The organism is Caulobacter sp. Root1472 (assembly GCF_001426985.1).
Taxonomy (GTDB): domain Bacteria; phylum Pseudomonadota; class Alphaproteobacteria; order Caulobacterales; family Caulobacteraceae; genus Caulobacter; species Caulobacter rhizosphaerae.
The window spans coordinates 1-23,757 of sequence record NZ_LMFX01000025.1 but is presented as its reverse complement, the minus strand read 5'-3'; the positions used below and the strand labels follow the sequence as shown (position 1 = coordinate 23,757).

The window sequence follows — 23,757 nt, the reverse complement described above, 5'->3', positions numbered from 1 at the left end:
GAGATTCGTAGATGAGCGGGTTCAATCGGCTGCCTCTCGGCTGGAGGCTGATCGTCGTCCTCGGCCTGGTGGCGGGCCTGGGCCAGCTGGGCTGGGCGGCGTTCGGCGGCCCGGGCCTGGTCTCGCCGTTCAGCATGGCTGGCCTGGCCACCCTGGTGGCGACCCTGGCCATCGGCCTGCTGGCCTGGAACGACGCCACGCACCGCGCCCTGGACGGCCTGAGCCGCTCGGTCGACGCCCTGGGCGCGGGCCAGTACGACCGGCCCCTGGCGTCGCCCGCCACGGACGACCAACAGGTCCAGGCCCTGGCCAAGGGGCTGGACGGCGTCCAGCGCAAGCTGGCTGGCGACCAGGCGGCCCGCGCCGCCGAGGACGCCGAGCGCGCCGCCGCCGAAGCCGAACAGCGCCGCCACCTGGCGGAGGTCGAGACCTATGCTCGCGCCCAGTTGACCGCTGTCAACGCCCTGGGCCAGGGCGTGGAGAAGCTGGCCGACGGCGACCTGATCTCGCGCCTGCGCGAAGACGCTTTCCCCGTCGAGGCCCGCAAGATCCCCAGCGACTTCAACGCCGCCGTCGACAACCTGCAGCAGGCCCTGGCCGGCGTTCTGGGCGCTGCCCGTAGTCTCCGGGCTGGTTGCAACGACATCTCGGCGGCTGCTGATGACCTGGCCCAGCGCACCGAGCGCCAGTCTTCCGGTCTGGAGCGCGCCGCCGCCGCCCTCGACCAGATCACCGTCACGGTGAAGACCAGCTCCGACAACGCCGAGAAGGCGCGGGGCGTGACCCAGAGCGCCAAGTCCAACGCCGAGAAGAGCGGCCAGGTGGTGCGCGAGGCGGTCGAGGCCATGGGCGGCATCGAAAAATCCTCGCAGTCGATCACCCAGATCATCGGCGTCATCGACGAGATCGCCTTCCAGACCAACCTGCTGGCCCTGAACGCCGGCGTCGAGGCGGCTCGCGCCGGTGACGCTGGCCGAGGCTTCGCGGTCGTGGCCCAGGAAGTGCGGGCCTTGGCCCAGCGCTCGGCCGACGCGGCCAAGGAGATCAAGGGCCTGATCCGCGCGTCGAGCGAGCAGGTCAACAAGGGCGTCAAGCTGGTGGGAGAGACCGGCCAGACCCTGGACCAGATCCTGGGCCAGGTGATCGAGATCAACGACCTGGTCGGCGAGATCGCCGCCTCGTCCAAGGCGCAGGCCAGCGGACTGGCCGACGTCAACGCCGCGGTCAACCAGATGGGCCAGGGGATCCACCAGAACGGGGCCCTGGTCGAGCAGTCGGCCGCCGCCGCCGACGCCCTGGCCGCCGAGGCGGAGGATCTGGAGCGTCTGCTGGGCGGCTTCCAGGTCGGCGCCCAGGTTCATGAATACCGTCCACGCCAGGACCAGCGCCGCGAGACGCCGGTCGCGCCCCGCCGCGACGCCTTCCGCGAGCGCTACGTGCACGGCGCCAATGCGTTGAAGATCGAACCGCGCTCGCGCCCTGGCCAATGGCGCTGACCGCCCGTCCGGTGGCGGATCTGGGCGAAGCGGCGCACAGTCCCGTTCCAGCCCGCTCATGGGACGTTAACGGCGTTCGGGTCTAGGCTGGAGAACGACGGACCGCCGTCAGGACGACCATGAACGATTTCACCGCGCCCTTCGCCAGTCCTCAACTCGAACCGGCCGCGATCCCGCGCTCGCGCGCCGCCCTGCTCAAGCGGCTGGCCGACGTGGTCTGCCTGCCGGCCAGCCGCATCAACGCCTTCGAGCGCGCCATGACCGCCGACCTGCTGGTCGAGATGCTGCGCGACGCGGTGGTGGGCGAGCGCGAGAAGGTGGCGCGGCGCCTGGCCAACCTGACCGAGATGCCCGGCGTGCTGGTGCGCCTGCTGCTGCGTGACGAACTGCCGGTGGCCCGGGCGCTGCTGGAGCATTCGCCCAACCTCAGCGACGCCGACCTGATCAGCTGTCTCTACAACAGCACCCAGGACCATCGTCGCCTGATCGCCCAGCGTCGCGGCGTCAGCGAGGTGGTGGCCGACGCCCTGGTCGATATGGACGAGACGCCGGTCATCGAGGCGCTGCTCCGGAACGAGCTGGTGCGTTTCAGCCACCAGGGCCTGGAGAACATCGTCGCGTCCTCGCGCGACAATCCGCAGCTGATCCCGCTTCTGCTCAAGCGGGCCGAGCTGCGGCCCAGCCACGCCTATGTGATGTTCTGGTGGTCGGACGCGGAGGCGCGGCGCACGATCCTGCAGCGCTTCGCCGTGTCGCGTGAGATCCTGCAGGACGCGGTCGGCGACGTGTTTCCGCTGGCCTCGGCCGAAGGCTGGCAGGATCCGCTGTCGCGGAAGGCGTTGCAGTTCATTGAACGGCGTCAGCGAAACCGCGCCGCCATCGCCAAGAGCCCCTACGACAGCCTTGAGGACGCCATCGCCGCGGCCCAGGCCGGCATGACCCGCGAAACGGCCGAGGAGATCTCGTACCTGTCGGGTCTGAAGCCAATGACCGGGGCGAAGATCTTCACCGACGCCGGCGGCGAGCCCTTGGCGATCCTGTGCAAGGCCACCGGTTTGCCGCGCGGCGCCGTGCGGGCCTTGTGGCGCGGCCTTCGCCGGCCCGAGACCGACGCCTCCGGCGCGCCGACGCCGGGTCTCGAGCGCGTGCTGACGGCCTTCGACACCATCGCGGTCGATCGCGCCCAGACCATGCTGCGCTACTGGAACTGGTCGCTGTCCTCGGCCATGACCCCGGCCTTGCTGAAGGCCATCCGCGAGGGCGACGAGGCCGCCGTGGACGAATATTCGGTGCCGCAGCGCGCCGCGATGCTGGCGCTCTCCAGGGACTTTGGACGCTAGCTTCCCTTAGTCGTTGAATGTGTTCGACGAATATTGTCGGACTAGGGTTTCGTCCGAAATAGAGATCTCAGTCAACTGAAGGCTGTATTGGGTACCTGCGATGACAGTCCATGAACGGCCGCCAGCTGTCGTTACTCGCAGGTCTATGTTGCGGAAATGTAATAATCTGTTATCCAAAACAGAATTGGTTCCTATCGGACCAGTACGAGTCGGGGGAGCGACAAGATAATGGACCAGCAATCCGAGCTTATTGAAGTCACGGCAAGCCTTGTGGCCGCCTATGTCGGCGGCAACACCATCGCGGCGGCCGATGTGCCGGCCCTGATCCGCAGCGTGCATCAGGCGCTTTCGACGATGGGAACCCCGGCCGAGGCCGGCGAGGCCAGCCGCGAACCGGCCGTGTCGATCCGCCGGTCGATCACGCCGGACTACCTGATCTGCCTGGAGGATGGCCGCAAGTTCAAGTCGCTGAAGCGCCACCTGCGCACCAAGTACGACTTGAGTCCCGAGCAGTATCGCGCCCGCTGGGATCTGCCGAAGGACTACCCGATGGTGGCGCCGAACTACGCCCAGGCGCGCTCCGAACTGGCCAAGCAGATGGGCCTGGGCCAGGGCGGCCGGAAGCCGACCCGTCGGGCGCGCGGGGGCTAAGCCTGCCCCCTGACCTGCCGGGCGGTGACCTGGCGGGTCAGGGATGCGCCCGCCTCGGCTTCGGCGATGCTGGCCAGGGTGGCCTCGGCGATCGCCGACAGCGCCTCCTCGGTCAGGAAGGCCTGGTGCCCCGTGATCAGCACGTTGGGAAAGGTCAGCAGGCGCTGGAACACATCGTCCTGGATGATCTCGTTGGAGAGATCCTCGAAGAACAGGTCGGCCTCCTGTTCGTAGACATCCAGGGCGACCCCGCCGACTTGGCGCGACTTCAGGCCTTCGATCAGCGCCGCCGTATCGATCAGCGCCCCGCGGCTGGTGTTGATGATCGTCACCCCCGGCCTCGCGGCGGCCAGACGGCGCCTGCCGATCAGATGCCGAGTCTGCGGCGTCAGCGGGCAGTGAAGGGTGATCAGGTCGACCTCCCTCAGCAGGTCATCGACGGCGGCGTAGCGCACCCCGATCGCGACCAACTCGGGATCCTCGACCAAGTCGCTGGCTAAGACCTCGCAGCCGAAACCCGACCTTAGGCTACGAGCGACCAGCGCGCCGATACGGCCCGTGCCGACCACCCCGACCTTTCGGCCGGAGAGGTTGCGGCCGATCAGGCCGTCCAGGGCGAAGTTGTTCTCGCGAACCCGGTTCCAGGCCCGGGGGATGTTGCGGTCGAGCGCCAGGATCAGGCCGATCGTGAACTCGGCCACCGCCTCGGGCGAATAGGCTGGAACCCGTACGACGGCGACGCCCAGGCGCTCGGCCGCTTCCAGGTCCACATTGTTGTACCCGGCGCAGCGCAGGGCCACGAGCCGGGTCCCGCCTCGGGCCAGGATTTCCAGGACCGCCGCGTCGACGCGATCGTTCACGAACGTGCAGACGGCCGGATAGCTCTCGGCCAGGGCGGTGGTGCTGGCGTCGAGCCGGGCCTCGAAATAGTCCAGCCGATGGCCGAAGCCGCGATTGGCCGCCTCCAGGAAGCGGCGGTCATAAGCCTTGGTCGAGAAGACCGCCACGCGCATGGCCGCGCTCAACCGGCGACCGAGAGGGGCGCGGCGTCGCCGACGGGCGCGGTTCGGCGCGGCGTTCGGGCCAGGAGCGCCTGGGCGGTCAGCAGGGGTTTCGGCATCGCGGACTCCGGATTCCCTGAGGTCTTCGCGTGACCCTATCATGCGATCGTCGCGCATTCAGGCCGATTGCCTCGTCTGGGTTGTGGTTCCTGGGCTTCAACGCTCTGGAAAACGAAATCCGAAACCGGGGCCGCGGACTGTCGCGACGGCGCTGAAAGAGGTGAGTCTGAGCGTTCATTAACCCTAACTCAAACAATTGCTTGCGCCTTTCACGACCTCTTTCCGGCATCCCTGTTTTCAGGGCGAGCGCGCCGCTTGCGGATTGACTCATCTCAACAAACTTGGCTGTAGGCCGTGATTTTTGCTGGCGGCGATTCGGTCCTTAAGACATAGTGAATCGTCGTGATTCCAACGGCTTGTTAAGGAATCTGAAGATGAACGCGCAGCTGAGCGCATCGGCCACGGCGGCCCGCGCTCACCAGGAGATGTTCGCTTACTGGGCGTCCCTCCGCCGGGGGGCTAGCCTCCCGTCGCGCGTCGACCTGCACCCTTCCGGCATCAAGCGCATGCTGCCGACCGTCAGCCTGATCGACGTCAAGCGCGGCGCCGAAGGCGCCATCGACTACCGCCTGCGGCTGGCCGGCACCGGTCTCTATTCGGTCTATGGCCGCGAGATCACCGGCCGCACCCTGGAAGATGTCTACAACAGCGCCGCGGTCGAATACTGGCGCCGCGAGCTGGACAAGGTGGTCACCGAGCGCCGCCCGGGCGTGGGCGTGCACAGCCTGGCCTGGAAGGGCTCGCCGCACATGTCGATCCTGTGGCTGCGCCTGCCCCTGGCCAGCAATGGTCGGGACGTCGACATGATCCTGGGCTACGACGCGGTGGTCGGGGCCCAGGCCGCCGACCAGCACAGCGGCATCCGCGCCGCCTGACCCCTCGTCGCGAGCGTGCGCCGCTCCGATTTTCCACGGCCAAGCTTGCTCCGGCGGGCTCGCCGCCTATTGTCCGCCTGGGTTCCGAGGCGCCGGAGCCGAAGGTTTTGAGGGCAGGGGCCGGGTGACCGTCGACCGCGACGTCTTTCAGTTCATTCGCGAGCACGTACGCTCGGTCTGGGCGCTGGAGCTGCTGCTGCGGCTCAAGCACGACCCGGAACGCTGCTGGACCGTGGAGGAACTGGTCAGCGACCTGAGGGCCAGTCACAGCCTGGTGAGCGACAACCTGACCGCCTTCGAGAGCGCGGGCCTGGTGGCGGCCGACGAGCGCGGCTGCTTCCGCTACCAACCCGCCGCCGCCGTCCTGGCCCAGGTCTGCGACGACCTGGACGCCGCCTACCGCGCCAAGCCTGTCACCGTGATCCGCTGGATCTCGGCGCCGGCCGAGCGCCTGCAGTCCCTGGCCGACGCCTTCAAGTTCAAGGGGAAAGACCAATGAGCGGCCTCCCCGTGACCGGCCTGGCGCCGACGGTGGTCTACGTCCTCTGCATGCTGGCCAGCATGACCTGCGCGGGCCTGCTGGCCCGGGCCTGGCGCGCCAGCCGCTCGCGCCTGCTGCTATGGACCGCGATCAGCTTCGGCTTCCTGGCCCTGAACAATCTTCTGCTGGTGGCCGACCTGGTGATCTTCGCCCAGGTGAACCTGCTGCCCTACCGCCAGGCCAGCGCGGGCCTGGCCATCGCCGCGCTGCTGTACGGCTTCATCTGGGAGGTGGACGAATGAGCGTCCCCATCACCCCCGTCGAGGGTCTGATCGCCGGGGCCCTGGCCGCGGGCTTCCTGATCGCCGGCCTGTTCTTCCTGAAGTTCTGGCGCCGCACGCGCGATCGACTGTTCCTGGCGTTCGCGGCCGCCTTCGGCCTACTGGCCGTGGGCAACGCCCTGCCGGTTCTGCTGGGCACGCCGCACGAGGAGCGCGGCGGCATCTACCTGTTCCGCCTGGCCGCCTTCGTGCTGATCATCGTCGCCGTGCTGGGCAAGAACCTGCGGCCCAGGACCTAGCCTAAGCGGGCCGAACGGCGACGCGCGCCTCAGCCGGCTTCAGGCCCTCGGCCCGGGCGGTGACCACGAGCGGCCCCGTCGCGCCGGTTGTCTGCACGATGACCTGGGCCAGGCCGTTATAGAGGCTGCGGCGGTCGCCCTTTTCCAGCTCGTGGCTGTTGGCGTCGCCATTGCCCAGGCCGATGATGCGGCCGCCTTCGATGGCGAACTGGACCGGGGTCTGGGCGGTCGGCACGGGACGTCCCTTGGCGTCGACGGCCTCCACCCGGATCGGCGTGGCGTCGCGCCCGTCGCCGGCCAGGGCCGAGCGGTCGGGCGTCAGGCGCAGGGCCACGGGCGCGCCGGTGGTCTCGACCACGGCGCGGGTCACCACCTTGCCGCCGGTCATGCCCACGGCCTCCAGCCGGCCGGGCGCATAGGGAACTTGCCAGGTCAGGCCTTCGTAGAGGTTGTTCTTCTGCTCGGAGATCAGCTTGCCGTTCAGGCGCAGGGCGACCGTGTCGCAGTTGGTGAAGGCCATCACCTTGATCTGCTGGCCCTCGCGGCCCGTCCAGTTCCAGTGCGGGACCAGGTGCAGCACCGGCCGGTCGCGCACCCACTGCGACTGGTGAATGTAAAAGGCGGTCTTCTCGAAGCCGCAGAGGTCCATGATCCCGAAGGACGAGCTGGCGGTTGGCCAGGTGAACGGCTGGGGCTCGCCGCGATAGTCGAACCCGGTCCAGACGAAGGCGCCCGCCAGGTAGGGCCGCTCGGCGATCGCCTTCCAGGCCGCCCGATGGGTGGCGCCCCAGGGCCGGAACTCGTCGTCATAGGCGGCCAGGACGTTGCGCTTCATGTCCGTGACCCACTCGCCGCGCGTCATGACCGCGGAGGTGTCCTCCGAGCTGGTCAGCGGCAGGTTGGGATGGGCTGCATGGAAGCGGTCATATTCCTTGATCTGGTAGTTGAAGCCGACCACATCGACGGCCTGGGTCACGTTGACCGGGTTGAACATCCCGTTGTTGATCGCCGCCGTTACGGGCCGGGTGTCGTCCAGGTCCTTGACGATCTTGGCCATGCGGCGAACCATCTGGTAGCCGGCCTCCGTGCCCTGGAGGGGCTCTTCGTTGAACACCGACCACAGGACCACGCTGGGGTGGTTGCGGTCGCGGCGCACCAGCCAGGACAGCATCCGGGTGTATTCGGGGCTGACATTGAACACCCGGTTCTCGTCCATCACCACGAAGCCCAGGCGGTCGGCGGCGTCCAGCAGGGCGGGGGTGGGGGCGTTGTGCGAACTGCGGATCGCATTGCAGCCCAACGCCTTCAGGCGGCGCAGGCGAAATTCGATGATCGAGTCGGGCAGGGCGACGCCCAGGCCGGCGTGGTCCTGGTGGATGCAGACGCCCTGGATCTTCAGGGGCTTGTCGTTGAGGAAGAAGCCCTGGGCCGGGTCGAAACGTTGGGTGCGGAAGCCCGCCGGAGTCACCAGTTCGTCGGCGTCCTGGCCGTCGGCCACCACACGGGTGCGCACCGTGTAGAGCGCGGGGTCGTCGACCGACCATAGGCGCGGGGCGTCCACCAGGATCTCGGTGCGCAGCACCGTGGTCTCCAGCGCGTTCACGGTTCCGGAAACGCGCGCCTGTCCCGCTGGCCGCCCGTCGGGGTCCAGCAGGACGACGTCGACCGTCGCCTGTTTCGCCGCTTCGGCGATGTTGCCCACGCTGGCCTCGATCGGCGTCACCCAGCGGCCGTCCTCGCGGCGTCGCGGATGGGCGTAGACGCCGTCGGCCACCAGATGGACCGGCGGGCGCTTGACCAGCCAGACGTGGCGGTAGATGCCGCCGCCCTCGTACCACCAGCCCTCGATCGGGTCGGCGTCGACCCGGACGGCGACGACATTGGGCGTGTCCCCGTAGTGGGCGTTGGCGGTCAGGTCGACGATGATCGCGCTATAGGCGCTGTGGCTGTGGGCCACGACGTCGCCATTGACCCAGACGGTGGCGTTGACCGCCACCCCGTCGAACCGCAGTTCCAACTGCTTGCCCCGGTCGGAGGCGGGCAGGGTGAAGGTCTTGCGGTACCAGGCCTGGCCCTTGGGGCGATAGCCCTGGGCGGGGTTCTCGTCGGGATCGAACGGGCCCTCGACCACGAAGTCGTGCGGCAGGTCCAGCGCGCGCCAGCCGCTGTCGTCGTACTTGATCGCCGCCGCGCCGCCCGCCGCGCCAGCCTTGGTGCTGTCATAGGTCGGGCTGTCGCCGCGAACCTTGGGGAAGGGAATGTCGCCGTGGTGAAAGCGCCAGTCGGCGTCGAGCAGGATGGTTTCGCGCGCGGTCTTCTCGGAGAGCGGACCGGGCGCGGTCGGCGGCGCGGCGGGGTCGGCGGGCGCCTTGGTCGCCGCCTGGGCCGCCACGGTCGCCGAGGGAACGCCGACGGCGGCGACCGCCCCCAGCTTCAGAAGGTCACGGCGGCGCATGGGTCGACTCCTGGTCGGATGTGTTGCGCCATTTGTAGGATAATTCTCGGCCGACGCTAGGGCGTATCGACGTCCGGCGTCAGCGAACGAGGGGCGCGCCTTGGCGAGCGGCGAGGGCTCACTCCGCCAGGATCTGCTCCACCTCGCGCCGACTGGGCATGGACGGCGCGGCGCCGGGTTTCTGGACCGACAGGGCGGCGGCGGCGTTGGCGTGCTCGACGGCGTCGCGCAGGTCCATGCCCGTGCTCAGGCAGGCCGCCAGGGCGCCGCAGAAGCAGTCGCCGGCCCCGGTGGTGTCGACCGCCTTGACCTTGCGGCCCTCGACCAGGAAGGCCTCGTCGCGGCGGACCGTGGCGACGCCGGCCGAGCCCAGGGTGACGATCACCGTCTGGTCCGGACGGCTCATCAGCTTGCGGGCCACGCGGCTGACTTCCTCCAGGCGCGAGGGCTCATGGTCCAGCCGGGCGTATGTGGCCAGCTCGGTCTGGTTCAGGATCAGGATATCGGTCAGCGGGAACAGCGCCGCGCCCTGGGGCAGGGCGGGGGCGGCGTTCAGGATCCGCAGGGCGCCCTTGGCGACGCCGGCGCGGAACAGGGCCTCGATGGCCGGGGCGGGGGTCTCCAGCTGGCACAGCAGCACGCGTTGGCCCTCCAGCGGCGTGGCGGCCACATGTTGGGGCGACAGGGTGGCGTTGGCCCCGCTGGTGACGACGATCATGTTCTCGCCGCTGGACGAGACCCAGACATGGGCCTGGCCGGTCGGGATCGACGGCAGCTCGGCGACGTCGGAGACCTGCACGCCGTAGCCGGCCAGCTTGGCCTTCAGGCTGGGGCCGCTGTCCTCCCGGCCCACTGCGCCCATCAGCCGAGTGGGGGCGCCGAAGCGGGCGGCGGCCACGGCCTGGTTGGCGCCCTTGCCGCCGGGAAACAGCTCCAGCGAGATGCCGGCCACGGTCTCGCCCGGCCGCGGCAGGTCGTCGACCCGCGCCACGGCGTCCAGATTGATCGAGCCCAGGACGAAAACGCTCATTGTTCTTCTTCTCTAGATCGCTTGCTTTGGCGCGCTGTCTTCACGCGAACCGGTTTCCACTTTGTCGAAAGCGCCCTAGCCGCCGCCGGACCCGCGCTGGAAGCTCTCCACCAGACTGCCGGCGACGAGCCGCCAGCCGTCCACCAGCACGAAGAAGATCAGCTTGAACGGCAGGCTGATCGTCGCTGGCGGCAGCATCATCATGCCCATGCTCATCAGCACGCTGGCGACCACCAGGTCGATGACCAGGAACGGGATGAACAGCAGGAAGCCGATCTCGAACGCCCGCTTCAGCTCCGAGATCATGAAAGCCGGCGTCACCACTTTCAGCGGCGTCTCGACGGCCGTCTTGGGCTTTTCGATTTTCGACAGACGGATGAACAGGGCCAGGTCGTCCTGGTCGACCTGGCGCAGCATGAACACCTTGACCGGCTGGGCGGCGGCGTCGAACGCCTCGGGCATCTCAATCTGCTTGTCCAGCAGCGGCTTGATCCCGGCGTCGTACGACTGCTCGAAGGTGGGGCCCATGACGATGGCGGTCAGGAACAGGGCCAGGCTGATGATCACCGGATTGGGCGGGCTTTGCTGGACGCCGATGGCGGTGCGCAGCAGGCCCAGCACCACCACGATCCGCACGAACGAGGTGGTCATGATCACGATCGACGGAGCAAGCGACAGCACCGTCAGCAGGCCCACCATCTGGACCACGCGCTCGGAAAGGCCCGCGCCGGTGCCCAGGTCGACATTGATCGCCGACTGGGCCGTGGCCACGGCGGGCCCGAGCACGGTGATCAGCCCGGCCAGCACCGAGATGATCGCGGCCTGGCGAAGGTCCTTGGGGTCGGCGCCGGTGATCAGCTTGAGCAGGCCGCGCATCAGACCACGGTCTCCGAAGAGGGCTTGGAAGCGGGTTTCGGGGCGGGGGCCTTCCTGGGCTTTCCGGGCGCCCAGTCCAGAAGCTGGCCCTCGCCCAGCATCAGCAGGCGCTCCTCGCCATCGAGGGTGAACAGCACCAGGCGCCGGGTGGGATCCAGCACCAGGGTCTCGATCACCTGCATCCGGCGATCCTTGCGCAGGGCGGTGATGCGCGACAGGGCGTCGGGCCCGAACTTGCGCAGGGCCACTCCGGCCAGCCCCACCAGGCCCAGGGTGATGGCCAGGGCGGCGACGGCGCGGATCAGTAGGAAGATGTCCATGACGCCTGGCGGAAGGAGTGACGGGAAGCGAGTCGGGGAACAGGATAGCGCAGGGCGCGGCGCGGAGCCGCACCCCTGGTGTGCCGCAGGGTCCTTAATGGCCGATTAACCCTGTTTCTTCACCATGAGCGGCATGGGTCCCGACGACATTCCCCTTTTCGCGATGCTGAAGAGCCGCATGGGCTATCTGTCCCAGCGGCAGAAGGTCATCGCCCAGAACGTCGCCAACGGCGACACGCCGGATTACCAGCCGCGCGACCTGAAAGCCTACAGCTTCAAGGCGACGCTGGACCAGCAGGCGGCGGGGCAGCCCTATCGCGGCGGGCCCGTCTCGACCACGGCGACCGGCGGCGTGCAGATGATGGCCACCAGCGCCGCGCACATGGCCCCGTCCAGGCCGGCCAGCCCGTGGCGCTCGCCCGAGCAGGCCGACAGCGAGACCACCCTCGACGGCAATTCGGTGACGCTCGAGGACCAGATGCTCAAGATGACCGACGCGCGGATGAACTATGACGCGGCCGTCGGCTTCTACCAGAAGTCCATGGCCATGCTGAAGACGTCCACGCGTCGGCCGGGCGGCTAGGGGAACACGCTAGATGACCGAGATCCGTTCCCAGTCCATGGCGACCATGGCCATCGCCGCCAGCGCCCTGAAGGCCCAGCAGGGCCGCATGCGGGTGATCGCCGAGAACATCGCCAACGCCAATTCGACGGCCCGCACGGCCGGCGGCGATCCGTATCGCCGCCAGGTGCCGGTGTTCAAGCCCGCCCAGGTGGCCGGTGGCGAGGGCGTGGCCATGGCCTCGGTCGATCCCGACCGCAGCGACTTCCGCACCGAGTACGATCCCGGCAATCCGGCCGCCGACGCCAAGGGCTACGTCAAGCTGCCCAATGTCGACACCCTGGTCGAGGCGCTGGACATGAAGGAAGCGCAGCGCGCCTACGAAGCCAACATGAACGTCATCGAGACGTCGCGCGCCATGGAAGCGCGCACGCTCGACATCCTGCGCAAGTAAGGAGCTAGGCGATGATCACCGCGCTCGCGGCCGCCAAGGCCTACGCCGCCCAGGGCTCGATGGCTGCGCCCTCGCTGGGCGGGACCGGCGAGGCCAAGAAGGCCATGGACTTCGGCGCCCTGCTGAAGTCGGCTATGACCGACACCCTGCACCAGACCCGGGCGGCCGAAACCAAGATGGCCCAGCAGGCGGCCGGCAAGGCCGAACTGATCGACGTCGTCACCGCCATCTCCTCGGCCGAGGCCAGCCTCGACACGGTGATGGCCGTCCGCGACCAGGTGATCTCGGCCTACCAGGAAATCATGCGGATGCCGATCTAGCGGCGAGCGAGGGCCGCGCCGGGCGTTCGTCCCGCCGCGAACGTCCGCTCCGCCTTGCGATCGTGAGCAGGTCCAGCGCCGGGCCGTGGATGCGCTCTCATGCCAGAGGCCGCGCATTGCGCCCAAGAGCACTCCCCACCTTACTGGCAGAAAAAACCGGCGAGCCTTGGCCCGCCGGTTTTGCCCCCTATTCCAGGCCGAGCACCGTCACCGACGCCGGCGCGACGGTGATGGTCAGCTTGCCGCCCGCGACCTTGGCCGACAGAGCCTTGGGGGCGACGGTATTGGGCGCGTCGAAGGTGTTGATGCTGCTGACCTTCGGCGCCGAAAGGGTCTGGCCCGAAGCCTTCGTGGCTTTCACGCCGGCCAGTGAAACGCTGAAGGTCGCGGGCGACTTCGCGTCGATATTGGTGACGGCGATCCAGACCTTGCCGGCCTTGTCCTTGGCCGCCACGGCGTCGACGCGCGGCAGGGTGACGCCATTGGTCGTATAGGTTCCGGCGTCGAAGGTCAGCGGTATGAAGGTCGCGTCCTGGAACGGCACGTACATGTGGAAGACGTGATAGGTCGGCGTCAGCACCATCTTGTCCTTGTCGGTCAGGATCATGGCCTGCAGGACGTTGATCATCTGCGCGATATTGGCCATGCGGACACGGTCGGCATGTCGCGCGAAGACGTTGAGGCTGAGCGCCGTCAGCACGGCGTCGCGCTGGCTGTTCTGCTGCGCCAGGGCGCCAGGGTTCGATCCCGGCGTCGGCGCCAGCCACGCGCCCCATTCGTCGACCGCCAGGGCGACCTTCTTTTCGGGATCGTACTTGTCCATGATCGCCGACTGCGTCTTGATCATGTCGTCCATGGCCGTCGGGTCTTTCAGCAGGACGGCATAGTCCTTTTCGTCAAAGCCGGTGTCCGCCATATGCGGCGGCCAGCCGCCCGTCGCATAGAAATGCAGTGACATAGCGTCGATGTCCCAGGACCAGGAACGGCTCTTCCACGCCTTCATGACTTCTTCGGTATAGTTTTCGGCGCCGCCGCTCGGTCCGACGGCCACGCGCTTCATCGTCGGCTGGGCGGGGTTATAGCTGTGCAGGAAGTGCGAAAAGCGCTTCATTTCGTTGACGTAGAAGTCCGCCGACATCGCGCCGCCGCAGTCCCAGGATTCGTTGCCGAGGCCGAGGATCGCGACCTTGTACGGCTCTGGATGACCGTTTTTGGCCCGCTCGGCGCCCAGGGCATGGTCGGCCGACGCGGTCATGTACTCGAGCCATTCGGATGCATCCTGCGCGGTGCTGGAGCCGAGATTGACCGAGATATAGGCTTCGGTTCCGATCTGCTGGGCGAAGTCCATGAATTCGTCGGTGCCGAAAGTGTTGGGCTCGCCGGCCCCAATCGGCTTGCGCTCGGGACCGACACCGCGGCGCCAGTTGTACTGGTCGGCGAAGCAGCCGCCCGGCCAGCGGACGTTGGGCACCTTGAGCGCCTTCAAGGCCCCTACGACATCGTTGCGGATACCGCGCGTGTTCGGGATCGTGGATTCCTTGCCGACCCAGATACCACCATAGATGCCGCTGCCCAGGTGCTCGGCGAACTGGCCGAAGACATGGCGGTCGATCACGGCGCCGGGCTTGGACGCATCGAGCGTGACCTGAACCGGGGCGTCGGCGGCATGAGCCGCGACCGGCAGGGTCAGGACGGCGGCGATCGCGGCCGCGGAGGTCAGAAGGCGCATTGATCGTATCCCCGGTGGATTATCGCGCCATGGTTGGGCGCGGCTATTTGTCTGATTAATTGGCTGGCGGAGGCGGCACGGACACGCCGGCCTCGGTCTGGACAACGGGCTTGAGCGTGCCGTCCGGATTATAGTGCAGGTATTCGACCGTCACGGCGCGGCGGCCGACGGCGCCGCCCTGGTCACCGATCGTAAGCGTCGCATTGTGCAGGAAGATGTACGCCTGGCCCTTGAACTCGGCGACCCCGGCATGGATCGTGAAGCTGTTCTTGGCCGACTGGGTCAGTTCGCCGCGGTAGGTCCATGGACCGTTTAGCGAGGTCGCGGTGGCGTAGGAGGTGTGTTCGGCGCTCTGGGTCTTGCGGTCTAACGACGCATAGATGAGGTAATAGAGATCGCCGCGCTTGTGCAGCCAGGGGCCTTCCTCGTAATGCGGCGGGGTGATCTTGCGGATCGGGCCGTCGATTTCCGTCATGTTGGCCTTGAGTTTCGCGATGTAGCAGTCGCGATTGCCCCAGGCGATCCAGGTCACGCCATCATCGTCGGTGAAGACGGTGGGGTCGATATCCTCCCAGCTGTGCGTGCCTTCGGGCGTCATCTGGTTGGTGATCAGGGCCGATCCGCGCGCGTCGGTGAACGGACCGGTTGGACGGTCCGAGACGGCGACGCCGATGGCCATGCCCGGATGACTGTCGTCGTGCGCGACGGCGGCGTAGAAGTAGAACTTGCCGTTCTTCTCGATGGCCTGCGACGCCCAGGCGTCCGACTTGGCCCACTTGAAATCCGTGGCCTTCATGATCGGAGCGTGCGGCGTCCAGGTCTTCATGTCCTTGGTCGAAAAGACCAGCCAGTCGCGCATGGTGAACATCTCGTCGCCCCGGGCCTCGTCGTGGCCGGTGTAGAGATACAGCGTGTCGCCGACGACCAGCGGGGCGGGGTCGGCGGTGAACCGGTCGCGGAACAGCGGGTTGCCCCGGTTGACGATGACCGGCTCGGGACCAGCCGACTGACCGACCGATGGGGCGCCGCCTGCAGCGAGCGCCGCCCAGCAGGCAAGCGCGAGAGACAGATTTCGTTTCACCCAATTCCCCCCGGTCGCTGTTATGTGCGCGCGACATTACTCAGACAATTCGCATGCGTAAAGCGATTGTTACCGCTACCGTCATGAGCGGCCGCGTTCCACGCTCAACAGAGGCCGTGGCGGGGCTGCTGGCCGGGAGCGCCGAGGCGCTGGAAGTGCTTCAGTGAAGCGGAGGCGCTGCAACTGGAAACGCTGCGCGAGCGGCTGATCGCCAATCTCGATCGCGTCGCGGCGATGTGAGGCGGCGGGGGCTTTTCACCCGGGCGGACGGTCGCCCGCATCAACCCGATGAGCGCCGGCGCTCAGTGCGAGATCGTGACGCTCACCTGGGGAAGCGCCGCGATCCAGCCGGCGCCCAGGGCCCAGGCCTGGTCCGCCAGTTGATGGACGTCGATCAGGCCGCGCGTCGCGGCGACCATGCCGCCCCAGACCAGGAGGTTCAGCAGCACCATCAGCAAGACGGCCTCGCGCAGGCGGCCGTCGGCGCGGGCGCGCTGCTGGGCCGGGGTGACGCGGGCTTCGAAGCGGCGGTCGAGGGCGAGCGTGTCGAAGGTCATGGTCGGTCTCCTGGAGCCGTTCCCCGTGGCGGCGAACCGCGCCGGGAATCAGCTGTCGCATTAGGCTTCCCACGCCGCGCGTTCTGGCTGACTGTGACAGGACGCCCCTGCGACAGCCTGTCCTGGCGATTTCGCGTTCACCAGCCTGGGAGCCGCATGACCGACGCCATCGTCCTGGACCAGGTGCGCAAGGCCTATGACGGCGCGACGGTTCTGCAGCCCGCCAGCCTTTCCATCCCGAGGGGCCAGTTCGTCGCCCTGGTCGGCGGATCGGGCGCGGGCAAGACCACCCTGCTCAAGACCATCAACGGCCTGGTCGCGCCCGACGGCGGGCAGGTGCGGATCGACGGTGCGGCGGTCGCCGACCCGGACGGTCCCACCCTGCGCCGGCGGATCGGCTACGTGTTCCAGGAGGTGGGCCTGTTCCCGCACCTGAGCGTGGGCGAGAACATCGGCATCGTCCCGACCCTGCTGGGCTGGGACGCCGCGACGATCGCCGCCCGGACCGCCGAGCTGCTGGACCTGGTCGCCCTTCCCCGGGAGGTCGCCGTGCGCCGCCCCGCCGCCCTGTCCGGCGGCCAGCGCCAGCGGGTGGGCGTCGCCCGCGCCCTGGCGGCCAGGCCCTCGATCCTGCTGATGGACGAGCCGTTCGGGGCCCTGGACTCGGTGACCCGCACGGCCCTGGCCGACGACGTGCGGCGGCTGCACGACCAGCTGTCCCTGACCACGGTGATGGTCACCCACGACATCGCCGAGGCCGTGCTGCTGGCCGACCGGATCGTGGTGATGAGCCAGGGCCGAGTGATCGCCGACGATACGCCCCGGGACCTGCTGGCCGGCCACCCCGACCCGGCGGTCGAGGCCCTGATGCAGGCCCCCCGCCGCCAAGCCGCGCGGATGCGGGAGATCGCCGGTGAATAGCGGCCTGCTGTCCCTGCTGCCGGAACGGCTGGCTTGGCACGTGGCGCTGTCGGCGGCGGCCCTGGCCCTGGGCCTGGCGATCGCCTTGCCGCTGGGCGTGCTGGCCGCCCGTAGCCCGCGCCTGCGCTGGCCGTCCCTAGCCCTGGCCGGCCTGGTCCAGACCATACCCAGCCTGGCCCTGCTGGCGCTGTTCTATCCGCTGCTGCTGGGACTCTCGAACCTCGCCAAAGGCGCGTTCGGCCACGGGTTTTCGGCGCTCGGCTTCCTGCCGTCGCTGCTGGCCCTGACGCTCTATTCGATGCTGCCGATCCTGCGCAACACGGTGACCGGCCTGACGGGCGTCGACCCGGCGGTGGTCGAGGCGGCGCGCGGCGTGGGCATGACCGATCGCCAGCGGCTGTGGCGCGTGGAGCTGCCCCTGGCCGCGCCGGTGATCATGGCCGGGGTGCGCACCGCGGCGGTGTGGACCATCGGGGCGGCCACCCTGTCCACCCCCGTCGGCCAGACCTCGCTGGGCGACTATATCTTCTCCGGCCTGCAGACCGAGACCTGGGCGATGGTCCTGACCGGCTGCGTCGCCTCGGCCGTCCTGGCCCTGGTGGTCGACCAACTGCTGGGCCTGATCGAGCGCGGGACCGAACGACGCGACCGGCGGCTGTGGGGCGCGGGCCTGGCCGGTCTGGCCGTCGGCCTGGCGGTCGCCCTCGCCCCCCTTGCGGCGGACCTGGCGCCCCGTCCGACCCGCTACGTGATCGGGGCCAAGAACTTCTCCGAGCAGTACATTCTGGCCGAGCTGATGGCTGATCGGCTGGAAGGGCAGGGCGCGCAGGTCACGCGCAAAATCAACCTCGGCTCGGCCGTCGCCTACCGCGCCCTGGCCGCCGGCGAGATCGACGCCTATGTCGACTATTCCGGCACCCTGTGGGCCAACGTCCTGGGCCGCAAGGACAATCCCGGCCGCGCCGCCGTGCTGGCCGGCCTGCGCACCGAGCTGAAGCGCCGCGACGGCGTGGTGTTGCTGGCCCCGCTCGGCTTCGAGAACGCCTACGCCCTGGCCATGCGCCGCGACCGGGCCCAGGCCCTGGGGATCCGGACCCTGGCCGATCTGGCCGCCAAGGCCCCGCAGCTGACCATGGGCGGCGACCTGGAGTTCTTCTCGCGTCCGGAATGGACCAGCGTCGAGACGACCTATGGTCTGCGCTTCAAGGCCAGGCGGCAGTTCCAGCCCACCTTCATGTACCGCGCCCTGGGCTCGGGCGAGGCCGACGTGATCTCGGCCTTCTCCAGCGACGGCCGCATCGCCGCCGACGACCTAGTGGTGCTGGGCGACCCGAAGGGCGCCCTGCCGCCCTACGACGCGGTGCTGCTGATCGCCCCGGGCCGGGCGGAGGACGCGCGACTGCGCAAGGCGCTGGTGGGGCTGGACGGGGCGATCACGGTCGAGGCCATGCAGAAGGCCAACTACGCGGTGGACCGGGACGCGGGAAAGGTCCCGCCAGGCGAGGCGGCAAGGGCGCTGGAGGCGGGACTCAGGCGCTAACTTTCTTAAACCGCTCATCCCGGCATTCGCCGGGATGAGCGGAATTTTGGAGAATCTCACGCCTCCTCCAGCGGCACCGGGATGGTCAGCCCGCGCTTGACCACGCCCAGGGCGACGTTGGTGGTGAACTTGCGCACATTGGGGTTCTCGGTCGCCAGCCGGGCCATCAGGGCGTCGTAGGTTTCGGTGTCGGGGGCGGTGACCACCAGGATGAAGTCGGCCTCGCCGGTCACGTAGAAGGCCTGCTGCACGTGCTCCTCCGCCGCCAGCCAAGTGCGCAGCTGGGTCAGCAGTTCGGGCCGGTCGCGCTCGATCTCCAGCGAGACGATGAAGAAGGTCGGCCGCCCCACCTTGCGCGGTTCCAGCACGGCCGTGTGGCGGGTAATGACGCCGGCCTCCTTCAGCTTGCGCAGGCGGCGCTGCACAGCAGAAGGCGACAGCGCCACCCGCTGGGCCAGGTCCTCGGAGGTGCGACCCGCATCCTCCTGGACCAGGTTCAGCAGCTGGCGATCGAAGCGGTCGAGTTTCATGGGGTTCAGCCTACGCCAGATCCACGCCTCGGAGCGCCGAATTTCCGCGTTGAGCCGCCGATCTTCGCCGCCAAACGCCGCAATCGCGCGGCTACACGTCACGGCGTCGTTTCGCTCCCCTGAAAGGTCGCTCCCTTGCTCGATCACCTGGAAATCCGCACCCGCCGCCTGGACGACTGCGCAGCCTTCTACCGCCAGGTCCTGGAACCCACCGGCTATCGCCTGGTCGTCGACGGCCCCAAGAAGGGCTTCGGCTCGAACGGCGGGCGCCTCGATTTCTGGATCGTCGAGGGCGAGCCGTCGGTCGACGTGCACTACGCCTTCCTGGCCGCCGACCGCGCGGCGGTCGACCGAGCCTACGCCCGGTCCGGCCAGCATGGCGGCGTGCGGGAGCGCGCCCCGGCCGTGCTGCCGCAGATCCACCCGCACTACTATGCCGGCTTCGCCCACGATCCGGACGGGCGGCTGATCGAGTTCGTCAGCCACGTTCCGGTGTAGGTGCTGTGGGCTGTTGAACGACCGCCGCCGAGGAGCCGCCCTCGTCCTTCGACAGGCTCAGGATGAGGTCTACGTTCAGAGCGGTTGAATTGAATTCCTCATCCTGAGCCTGTCGAAGGACGAGGAATTCGCCCCCGGCCGGGGCAAGTGCTCGCTGGCCGGTCGAGCGAGCGCCGTGCGGTCGATTTCGGCTTGCGACGGTTTTGTGACGGTGCTTGGTGGCGGCCATGTTCAGCTTGTCCAAATCCGTCGCCGTGGCGGGCCTGACCGCCGCCGTCCTCGCCGCACCCCTTTCGCCAGCTCTCGCCCAGCCGGCCCAGGCGCCCAGGCCCAAGCTGGTGGTGGTGATCTCGATCGACCAGTTCGGCGCCAGCCTGTTCGAGCAGTACCGCGCCGACTTCCACGGCGGCCTGGGGCGGCTGGCGCGGCAGGGGACGGTCTATCCCAGCGGCTACCAGTCGCACGGCATGACCGAGACCTGCCCCGGCCACTCCACCCTGCTGACCGGCAAGTCGCCGAACAAGACCGGCATCGTCGCCAACGACTTCTACGACCTGACGACCGGCCAGAAGACCTATTGCCTGGCCGACCCGTCGGTGACCTTGGCCAACGAGCCGTCCGGCGGCGGCCGGCTGGTCAGCCCGAAGCTACTGATGGCCGATACCTATGGCGACTGGCTGAAGGCGGTCTCGCCGGCGAGCCGGGTCTATGCGGTGTCGGGCAAGGACCGCGGGGCGATCAACATGGCCGGTCACCACGGCGACGGCGTGTTCTGGCTGGAGACGCGGTTTGGCATGACCACCTGGGTCGAGCCTGGCCAGGACGCCAAGGCCCGGCTGGCGCCGGTGGCGGCGTTCAACGCCCGGCTCGTCGCCGACCAGAAGACGCACCCGTTCACCTGGACCTATGGCGACAAGCGCTGCGCGACCCTGGAGGACGACTACGTCACCGGCGGCCGAGCCTGGCGCGCCGCCCTGCCGCGGCCGGCTCCGAAGGACGCCGCCGCGGCGACCGATGACCTGTCGGTCAGCCCCTACACCGACCGCGTGACCCTGGACGCCGCCCAGATGCTGCGCGACCAGTTCAAGCTGGGCGACGGCGACGCGACCGACGTCCTGGCCATCAGCCTGTCGGCCACGGACTTCATCGGCCACCGCTTCGGGTCCAAGGGGCCGGAGATGTGCGACCACCTGATGCGGCTGGACGACCGGCTGGGCGTGTTCCTCGACAGCCTGGACAAGGTCAAGGGCCAGGTGCTGGTCGTGCTGGCCGCCGACCATGGCGGGTCGGATTTCCCCGAACGCCTAGCCCAGCAGGGCTACGACGCCGGTCGAGTGCCGCCGGTCCAGTGGCTGAAGGACCTGAACGCCGCCGTGCGCGGGCAACTGCAGCTGGCCTACGATCCGCTGGTCCAGGCCGGCGGGATCGAGTCGCTGTACGTGGTCGGGGCCGACGGCAAGGCGCCGACCGCCGTCGATCACGCCCGGATCACCGCCGCCGCCCTCGCCATTCTCGCCAAGCGGCCGGAGGTGTTCGCGGCCTACGATGCCGGCGCCCTGGTCACCGCCGCCCCGCCCCCCAAGGGAACGCCGCCGGACGAGATCAGCGTCGCCGAACGCATGCGCCGCAGCGCCTATCCCGGCCGGGTGGGCGACATCCTGGTGGCCTTCCAGCCCTACCAGACCCCGGCCTCGGCCGGCGCGACCTACGTGGCCAGCCACGGCAGCCCATGGAACTACGACCGCCGGGTGCCGATCCTGTTCTGGTGGAAAGGCGGCCCGGCGCGCGAGCGCGTGCTGCCGATCGAGACCGTCGACATCGCTCCGACCCTCGCGGCGGTCACCGGCGTGCCGGTCCCCGCGGACGTGGATGGCCGCTGCCTGCCGCTGGGGGCGGGGCCAGGCTGCTAGGGCGGCCTTCCCGGGGACGGCTTCTAGATCGCCGCCACCGCCTTTGCGTGTTCCCGCACCACGGCCAGGGTCGAGGCGTCGGCGTCGAACACGCCGAACAGGCCCTGCTCCTCCTGCGGCGGGTCGCCGACATAGGCGCGATCGCCCATCTTGAACCAGGCGTCGGCATGCTGGGCGCGGCCCTCGCCGTTCCAGGCCCAGAAGTTGGTGCCCGCCAACGGGCCGCCGGCCTTCATGTCGGCTTCGACCAGGCCGAACATCATCCTGTAGAACCGGTCGCGGTGGGTGGTCGGGCCGCCCGGCGTGAAGGCGCGGTCCTCACGGATCAGGCCGAACTCCTCGATCACCAGCGGCTTGCCCAGCCCCTTGGCGATGGCGATGTGGCGGGTCACGTAGTCGCGGCACTTGGCTTCGCCGGCCGCATAGGTCGCCGGCTGGTTCTTCGGATCGATCCAGCCCCAGTTGTTGGGCCAGACGTGCAGCGTCAGGTAGTCGATGCTCGCCGGCTTGTGGGCCTCGACCACGCAGGCCTCGCGCTGCAGGCAGCCCATGGCCCCTTCACTGCCGGTGGTGACCAGGTGGCGCGGGTCCAGCGCCTTGATCAGGGCCGAGGTCTCGGCGATCCAGCGATAGTAGGTGGGCAGGTTGGGAACGCCGAACGCCTCGCTGCCGCCCGGCCGCGGCTCGTTGGCCAACTGCCAGGCCATGATCGTGGGATCGTCGCGATAGGGCTTGCCGGTCACGCTGCTGACCCGGCCGACCAGGGCGCGCAGATAGTGGCGAAACAGGTCCTGGGCCTTGGCGTCGCCGTAGAAGCGCGCGGAATAGTCGGCGAATTCGGGCCAGGGATGGGCGGGGTCGCCCTGCTGGAACCACTCGCCGTTGCCGGTCCAGCGCAGATAGGCCGGCATGCCGCCCGACCAGTCCCAGAAGTTGTTGACGTAGATCACCGCCTTCATGCCGCGCTTGGCCATCTCGGCCAGCACCACGTCCAGGCCCTTGAGGAGGTCCTGGTCGTAGTCCTCGCCGGGGCCGCGGAAGGTGGGAGAGATCGCCACCTTGGCGGGGGAGGTCTCGCCCGCGCCCAGGATGCGCAGATTGGTGACACCGAGAGCCTTTAGCCGGTCCAGTTCGCGCCCCAGCCGGGCGCGGTCGCCCGATACGCCGGGCGAGCCCAGCCAGGCCCCGTACCAGAGGTTCGCGCCGACGAAGCGGTAGGGCTTGCCGTCCAGGCTCAGGCGGCCGTCCTTGACGGCGACGAAGCCGGGCGAGGGCTTGGCGGTCTCGGCGGCGGCTCCGCCTGCGGCCATGGCGGCGGCTCCGCCCGCGGCCATGGCGGCGGCTCCGGCGACCAGCAGGCGGCGTCTCGACAGCATGTTTCACTCCCCGTGTTTTGTGCAACCTAAGGGGAAGCGGCGGCCTGAGGGAAGGATTAAATAAATTCACTTTCAGAATGGTCGCCCTCGTTCCGCTGGCCGATGAGGTCGCGGCTCTGCGAAAAAGCTAGGGTGTCTTGTCGGGCGGGGCGTGGGTGATGCGTCCTCGGTGGGAAACAAGCGATCGGGAGATCATCGCCATGAACAGTGTCACGAAGCCCACCATCACCGCCTTCAAGACCTCGCCCGATCGCGGCCAGGGCCTGGCGCGCGACATGCGCGTGCGCTGGGCGCTCGAGGAGGTCGGCCAGCCCTATGACGTCCGCCTCGTCACGTTCGCCGAGATGAAGCAGCCGGCGCACCGGGCGCTTCACCCCTTCGGCCAGATCCCGACTTACGAGGAAGGCGACCTGGTGCTGTTCGAATCCGGCGGCATCGTGCTCCACATCGCCCAGACCCGCGCGGGGCTGTTGCCGGACGACCCGGATGCCCGGGCGCGGGCGGTCACCTGGATGTTCGCCTCGCTCAGCACGGTCGAGCAGTCGATCGTCGAACTGCAGTTCGTCATGTTCACCGAGCGCGACAAGAGCTGGTACGAGGAGCGCCTGGCCATGGTCCACGACCGCATCCGCGCGCGACTGGGCGAGCTCTCCGACCGTCTCGGCGACGCCGATTGGCTGGACGGCGCGTTCAGCGCCGCCGACCTGATGATGGCCTCGGTGCTGCTGCGGCTCAGGGGCCACGGTCTGCTGGACGAATACCCCAACCTCGCCGCCTATGTCGCCCGCGCCGAGGCCCGTCCCGCCTACCAGCGCGCCTTCGCCGAACAGCTGGCGGTGTTCAAGGCGGCGTCGCAGGCCGCGAGCTAGGTCCCTCTCCCCTTGCGGGAGAGGGTGGCCTCGCGGAGCGAGGTCGGGTGAGCGGTCTCTCAGACCTATCTAAATAGGGCTTTCGACCCCTTGTCTGTTGGAGAAGCGGTAAGCTGCTGGTGTCTTCCGGGACGTCCGCCTGGTGTTCTCAGCACCAGGCGGACCGCCGGCGGAGGGACCGATAA

Annotated in this window: 25 protein-coding genes and 1 pseudogene; 15 read left to right on the top strand and 11 right to left on the bottom strand. The window is 68.7% G+C overall.

Annotated features, from left to right (window positions below; genetic code table 11):
• Window positions 1–11: 11 nt before the first annotated feature.
• The 3 genes from ASD47_RS17215 to ASD47_RS17205 all read left to right on the top strand — a co-directional run bounded on the left by ASD47_RS17215 (window position 12) and on the right by ASD47_RS17205 (window position 3,487).
• Complete coding sequence (locus tag ASD47_RS17215; RefSeq protein WP_056759215.1) at window positions 12–1,496, top strand: methyl-accepting chemotaxis protein; 1,485 nt, start codon at window positions 12–14, stop codon at window positions 1,494–1,496.
• Window positions 1,497–1,615: 119 nt separating this feature from the next.
• Window positions 1,616–2,836, top strand: a complete 1,221-nt coding sequence (locus tag ASD47_RS17210) for a DUF2336 domain-containing protein (RefSeq protein ID WP_056759213.1) — start codon at window positions 1,616–1,618, stop codon at window positions 2,834–2,836.
• A gap of 228 nt (window positions 2,837–3,064) precedes the next feature.
• Complete coding sequence (locus tag ASD47_RS17205) at window positions 3,065–3,487, top strand: MucR family transcriptional regulator (RefSeq protein WP_056759211.1); 423 nt, start codon at window positions 3,065–3,067, stop codon at window positions 3,485–3,487.
• On the opposite strand, the gene ASD47_RS17200 is transcribed toward ASD47_RS17205, so the two are convergent.
• Window positions 3,484–4,500, bottom strand: a complete 1,017-nt coding sequence (locus ASD47_RS17200; RefSeq protein WP_056759209.1) for a 2-hydroxyacid dehydrogenase — start codon at window positions 4,498–4,500, stop codon at window positions 3,484–3,486. The genes ASD47_RS17205 and ASD47_RS17200 overlap by 4 nt on opposite strands.
• Before the next feature lie 476 nt (window positions 4,501–4,976).
• On the opposite strand from ASD47_RS17200, the gene ASD47_RS17195 reads away from it, so the two are divergent.
• The 4 genes from ASD47_RS17195 to ASD47_RS17180 all read left to right on the top strand — a co-directional run bounded on the left by ASD47_RS17195 (window position 4,977) and on the right by ASD47_RS17180 (window position 6,544).
• Window positions 4,977–5,483 carry a PAS domain-containing protein gene (locus ASD47_RS17195; RefSeq protein WP_156402299.1) on the top strand — a complete coding sequence of 169 codons (507 nt, stop codon included), beginning with the start codon at window positions 4,977–4,979 and terminating at the stop codon, window positions 5,481–5,483.
• A 124-nt stretch (window positions 5,484–5,607) separates the two neighbouring features.
• On the top strand, window positions 5,608–5,982 hold the full coding sequence (locus ASD47_RS17190; RefSeq protein ID WP_056759204.1) for a hypothetical protein: 375 nt from the start codon (window positions 5,608–5,610) through the stop codon (window positions 5,980–5,982).
• Complete coding sequence (locus ASD47_RS17185) at window positions 5,979–6,266, top strand: DUF5985 family protein (RefSeq protein WP_056759202.1); 288 nt, start codon at window positions 5,979–5,981, stop codon at window positions 6,264–6,266. Before ASD47_RS17190 ends, ASD47_RS17185 begins: the two co-directional genes overlap by 4 nt.
• Window positions 6,263–6,544, top strand: a complete 282-nt coding sequence (locus ASD47_RS17180; RefSeq protein WP_056759200.1) for a DUF5985 family protein — start codon at window positions 6,263–6,265, stop codon at window positions 6,542–6,544. The genes ASD47_RS17185 and ASD47_RS17180 overlap by 4 nt, the downstream gene beginning before the upstream one ends.
• A gap of 1 nt (window position 6,545) precedes the next feature.
• On the opposite strand, the gene galA is transcribed toward ASD47_RS17180, so the two are convergent.
• The 4 genes from galA to ASD47_RS17160 all read right to left on the bottom strand — a co-directional run bounded on the left by galA (window position 6,546) and on the right by ASD47_RS17160 (window position 11,225).
• Window positions 6,546–8,999, bottom strand: a complete 2,454-nt coding sequence (gene galA / locus ASD47_RS17175; RefSeq protein WP_056759199.1) for a beta-galactosidase GalA — start codon at window positions 8,997–8,999, stop codon at window positions 6,546–6,548.
• A 118-nt stretch (window positions 9,000–9,117) separates the two neighbouring features.
• Window positions 9,118–10,029, bottom strand: coding sequence for a ribokinase (locus ASD47_RS17170; RefSeq protein WP_056759196.1), 912 nt, complete (start codon window positions 10,027–10,029; stop codon window positions 9,118–9,120).
• Between the two features lie 75 nt (window positions 10,030–10,104).
• Window positions 10,105–10,905 (bottom strand): flagellar type III secretion system pore protein FliP, encoded by an 801-nt coding sequence (fliP, locus tag ASD47_RS17165; protein ID WP_369800317.1) that lies wholly within the window; start codon window positions 10,903–10,905, stop codon window positions 10,105–10,107.
• A complete protein-coding gene (locus tag ASD47_RS17160) occupies window positions 10,905–11,225 on the bottom strand; it encodes a flagellar biosynthetic protein FliO (protein ID WP_056759282.1) in 321 nt (106 codons plus the stop codon). The genes fliP and ASD47_RS17160 overlap by 1 nt, the downstream gene beginning before the upstream one ends.
• A gap of 133 nt (window positions 11,226–11,358) precedes the next feature.
• On the opposite strand from ASD47_RS17160, the gene flgB reads away from it, so the two are divergent.
• The 3 genes from flgB to fliE are packed head-to-tail and all read left to right on the top strand — an operon-like array spanning window position 11,359 to window position 12,561.
• Window positions 11,359–11,808, top strand: a complete 450-nt coding sequence (gene flgB / locus ASD47_RS17155; protein WP_056759194.1) for a flagellar basal body rod protein FlgB — start codon at window positions 11,359–11,361, stop codon at window positions 11,806–11,808.
• A gap of 13 nt (window positions 11,809–11,821) precedes the next feature.
• Window positions 11,822–12,241 carry a flagellar basal body rod protein FlgC gene (flgC, locus tag ASD47_RS17150; protein WP_035073623.1) on the top strand — a complete coding sequence of 140 codons (420 nt, stop codon included), beginning with the start codon at window positions 11,822–11,824 and terminating at the stop codon, window positions 12,239–12,241.
• 11 nt (window positions 12,242–12,252) lie between these two features.
• Window positions 12,253–12,561, top strand: a complete 309-nt coding sequence (fliE, locus tag ASD47_RS17145) for a flagellar hook-basal body complex protein FliE (protein ID WP_018113273.1) — start codon at window positions 12,253–12,255, stop codon at window positions 12,559–12,561.
• 187 nt (window positions 12,562–12,748) lie between these two features.
• Here the strand turns inward: fliE and ASD47_RS17140 are convergent, their stop codons facing one another.
• From ASD47_RS17140 to ASD47_RS17130, 3 genes are all read right to left on the bottom strand, one after another.
• Window positions 12,749–14,290, bottom strand: coding sequence for an alpha-N-arabinofuranosidase (locus ASD47_RS17140; RefSeq protein ID WP_056759193.1), 1,542 nt, complete (start codon window positions 14,288–14,290; stop codon window positions 12,749–12,751).
• Window positions 14,291–14,345: 55 nt separating this feature from the next.
• On the bottom strand, window positions 14,346–15,371 hold the full coding sequence (locus ASD47_RS17135; RefSeq protein ID WP_235525942.1) for a glycoside hydrolase family 43 protein: 1,026 nt from the start codon (window positions 15,369–15,371) through the stop codon (window positions 14,346–14,348).
• Between the two features lie 302 nt (window positions 15,372–15,673).
• Window positions 15,674–15,928 (bottom strand): hypothetical protein, encoded by a 255-nt coding sequence (locus tag ASD47_RS17130; protein WP_056759191.1) that lies wholly within the window; start codon window positions 15,926–15,928, stop codon window positions 15,674–15,676.
• Between the two features lie 156 nt (window positions 15,929–16,084).
• Here ASD47_RS17130 and ASD47_RS17125 point away from each other — a divergent pair, with 156 nt between their 5' ends.
• Together ASD47_RS17125 and ASD47_RS17120 are read left to right on the top strand one after the other, a co-directional pair.
• Entirely contained in the window at window positions 16,085–16,849 is a 765-nt protein-coding gene (locus ASD47_RS17125; protein WP_056759189.1) for an ABC transporter ATP-binding protein, read from the top strand.
• Window positions 16,842–18,389 (top strand): glycine betaine ABC transporter substrate-binding protein, encoded by a 1,548-nt coding sequence (locus ASD47_RS17120; RefSeq protein WP_056759187.1) that lies wholly within the window; start codon window positions 16,842–16,844, stop codon window positions 18,387–18,389. Before ASD47_RS17125 ends, ASD47_RS17120 begins: the two co-directional genes overlap by 8 nt.
• A gap of 56 nt (window positions 18,390–18,445) precedes the next feature.
• On the opposite strand, the gene ASD47_RS17115 is transcribed toward ASD47_RS17120, so the two are convergent.
• Window positions 18,446–18,919 (bottom strand): Lrp/AsnC family transcriptional regulator, encoded by a 474-nt coding sequence (locus ASD47_RS17115; RefSeq protein ID WP_056759184.1) that lies wholly within the window; start codon window positions 18,917–18,919, stop codon window positions 18,446–18,448.
• A 135-nt stretch (window positions 18,920–19,054) separates the two neighbouring features.
• Here ASD47_RS17115 and ASD47_RS17110 point away from each other — a divergent pair, with 135 nt between their 5' ends.
• On the top strand, window positions 19,055–19,417 hold the full coding sequence (locus ASD47_RS17110) for a VOC family protein (RefSeq protein WP_056759182.1): 363 nt from the start codon (window positions 19,055–19,057) through the stop codon (window positions 19,415–19,417).
• A gap of 23 nt (window positions 19,418–19,440) precedes the next feature.
• Here ASD47_RS17110 and ASD47_RS28280 read toward each other — a convergent pair.
• Window positions 19,441–19,547, bottom strand: a pseudogene (locus ASD47_RS28280) (hypothetical protein); the annotation flags it as partial.
• 97 nt (window positions 19,548–19,644) lie between these two features.
• On the opposite strand from ASD47_RS28280, the gene ASD47_RS17105 reads away from it, so the two are divergent.
• A complete protein-coding gene (locus ASD47_RS17105) occupies window positions 19,645–21,327 on the top strand; it encodes an alkaline phosphatase family protein (RefSeq protein WP_056759280.1) in 1,683 nt (560 codons plus the stop codon).
• A gap of 23 nt (window positions 21,328–21,350) precedes the next feature.
• On the opposite strand, the gene ASD47_RS17100 is transcribed toward ASD47_RS17105, so the two are convergent.
• Complete coding sequence (locus ASD47_RS17100) at window positions 21,351–22,703, bottom strand: cellulase family glycosylhydrolase (protein WP_056759179.1); 1,353 nt, start codon at window positions 22,701–22,703, stop codon at window positions 21,351–21,353.
• 200 nt (window positions 22,704–22,903) lie between these two features.
• Here ASD47_RS17100 and ASD47_RS17095 point away from each other — a divergent pair, with 200 nt between their 5' ends.
• Window positions 22,904–23,572, top strand: a complete 669-nt coding sequence (locus ASD47_RS17095; RefSeq protein WP_056759177.1) for a glutathione S-transferase family protein — start codon at window positions 22,904–22,906, stop codon at window positions 23,570–23,572.
• Window positions 23,573–23,757 lie beyond the last annotated feature (185 nt).

What these genes read in the sequence shown, in the direction of transcription:
- ASD47_RS17215 (WP_056759215.1), top strand. Translation starts at nt 12, where the DNA reads ATGAGCGGGTTCAATCGGCTGCCTCTCGGCTGGAGGCTGATCGTCGTC.
- ASD47_RS17210 (WP_056759213.1), top strand. Translation starts at nt 1,616, where the DNA reads ATGAACGATTTCACCGCGCCCTTCGCCAGTCCTCAACTCGAACCGGCC.
- ASD47_RS17205 (WP_056759211.1), top strand. Translation starts at nt 3,065, where the DNA reads ATGGACCAGCAATCCGAGCTTATTGAAGTCACGGCAAGCCTTGTGGCC.
- ASD47_RS17200 (WP_056759209.1), bottom strand. Translation starts at nt 4,500, where the DNA reads ATGCGCGTGGCGGTCTTCTCGACCAAGGCTTATGACCGCCGCTTCCTG.
- ASD47_RS17185 (WP_056759202.1), top strand. Translation starts at nt 5,979, where the DNA reads ATGAGCGGCCTCCCCGTGACCGGCCTGGCGCCGACGGTGGTCTACGTC.
- ASD47_RS17180 (WP_056759200.1), top strand. Translation starts at nt 6,263, where the DNA reads ATGAGCGTCCCCATCACCCCCGTCGAGGGTCTGATCGCCGGGGCCCTG.
- galA (WP_056759199.1), bottom strand. Translation starts at nt 8,999, where the DNA reads ATGCGCCGCCGTGACCTTCTGAAGCTGGGGGCGGTCGCCGCCGTCGGC.
- ASD47_RS17170 (WP_056759196.1), bottom strand. Translation starts at nt 10,029, where the DNA reads ATGAGCGTTTTCGTCCTGGGCTCGATCAATCTGGACGCCGTGGCGCGG.
- fliP (WP_369800317.1), bottom strand. Translation starts at nt 10,905, where the DNA reads ATGCGCGGCCTGCTCAAGCTGATCACCGGCGCCGACCCCAAGGACCTT.
- ASD47_RS17160 (WP_056759282.1), bottom strand. Translation starts at nt 11,225, where the DNA reads ATGGACATCTTCCTACTGATCCGCGCCGTCGCCGCCCTGGCCATCACC.
- flgB (WP_056759194.1), top strand. Translation starts at nt 11,359, where the DNA reads ATGGGTCCCGACGACATTCCCCTTTTCGCGATGCTGAAGAGCCGCATG.
- flgC (WP_035073623.1), top strand. Translation starts at nt 11,822, where the DNA reads ATGACCGAGATCCGTTCCCAGTCCATGGCGACCATGGCCATCGCCGCC.
- fliE (WP_018113273.1), top strand. Translation starts at nt 12,253, where the DNA reads ATGATCACCGCGCTCGCGGCCGCCAAGGCCTACGCCGCCCAGGGCTCG.
- ASD47_RS17140 (WP_056759193.1), bottom strand. Translation starts at nt 14,290, where the DNA reads ATGCGCCTTCTGACCTCCGCGGCCGCGATCGCCGCCGTCCTGACCCTG.
- ASD47_RS17130 (WP_056759191.1), bottom strand. Translation starts at nt 15,928, where the DNA reads ATGACCTTCGACACGCTCGCCCTCGACCGCCGCTTCGAAGCCCGCGTC.
- ASD47_RS17125 (WP_056759189.1), top strand. Translation starts at nt 16,085, where the DNA reads ATGACCGACGCCATCGTCCTGGACCAGGTGCGCAAGGCCTATGACGGC.
- ASD47_RS17115 (WP_056759184.1), bottom strand. Translation starts at nt 18,919, where the DNA reads ATGAAACTCGACCGCTTCGATCGCCAGCTGCTGAACCTGGTCCAGGAG.
- ASD47_RS17105 (WP_056759280.1), top strand. Translation starts at nt 19,645, where the DNA reads ATGTTCAGCTTGTCCAAATCCGTCGCCGTGGCGGGCCTGACCGCCGCC.
- ASD47_RS17100 (WP_056759179.1), bottom strand. Translation starts at nt 22,703, where the DNA reads ATGCTGTCGAGACGCCGCCTGCTGGTCGCCGGAGCCGCCGCCATGGCC.
- ASD47_RS17095 (WP_056759177.1), top strand. Translation starts at nt 22,904, where the DNA reads ATGAACAGTGTCACGAAGCCCACCATCACCGCCTTCAAGACCTCGCCC.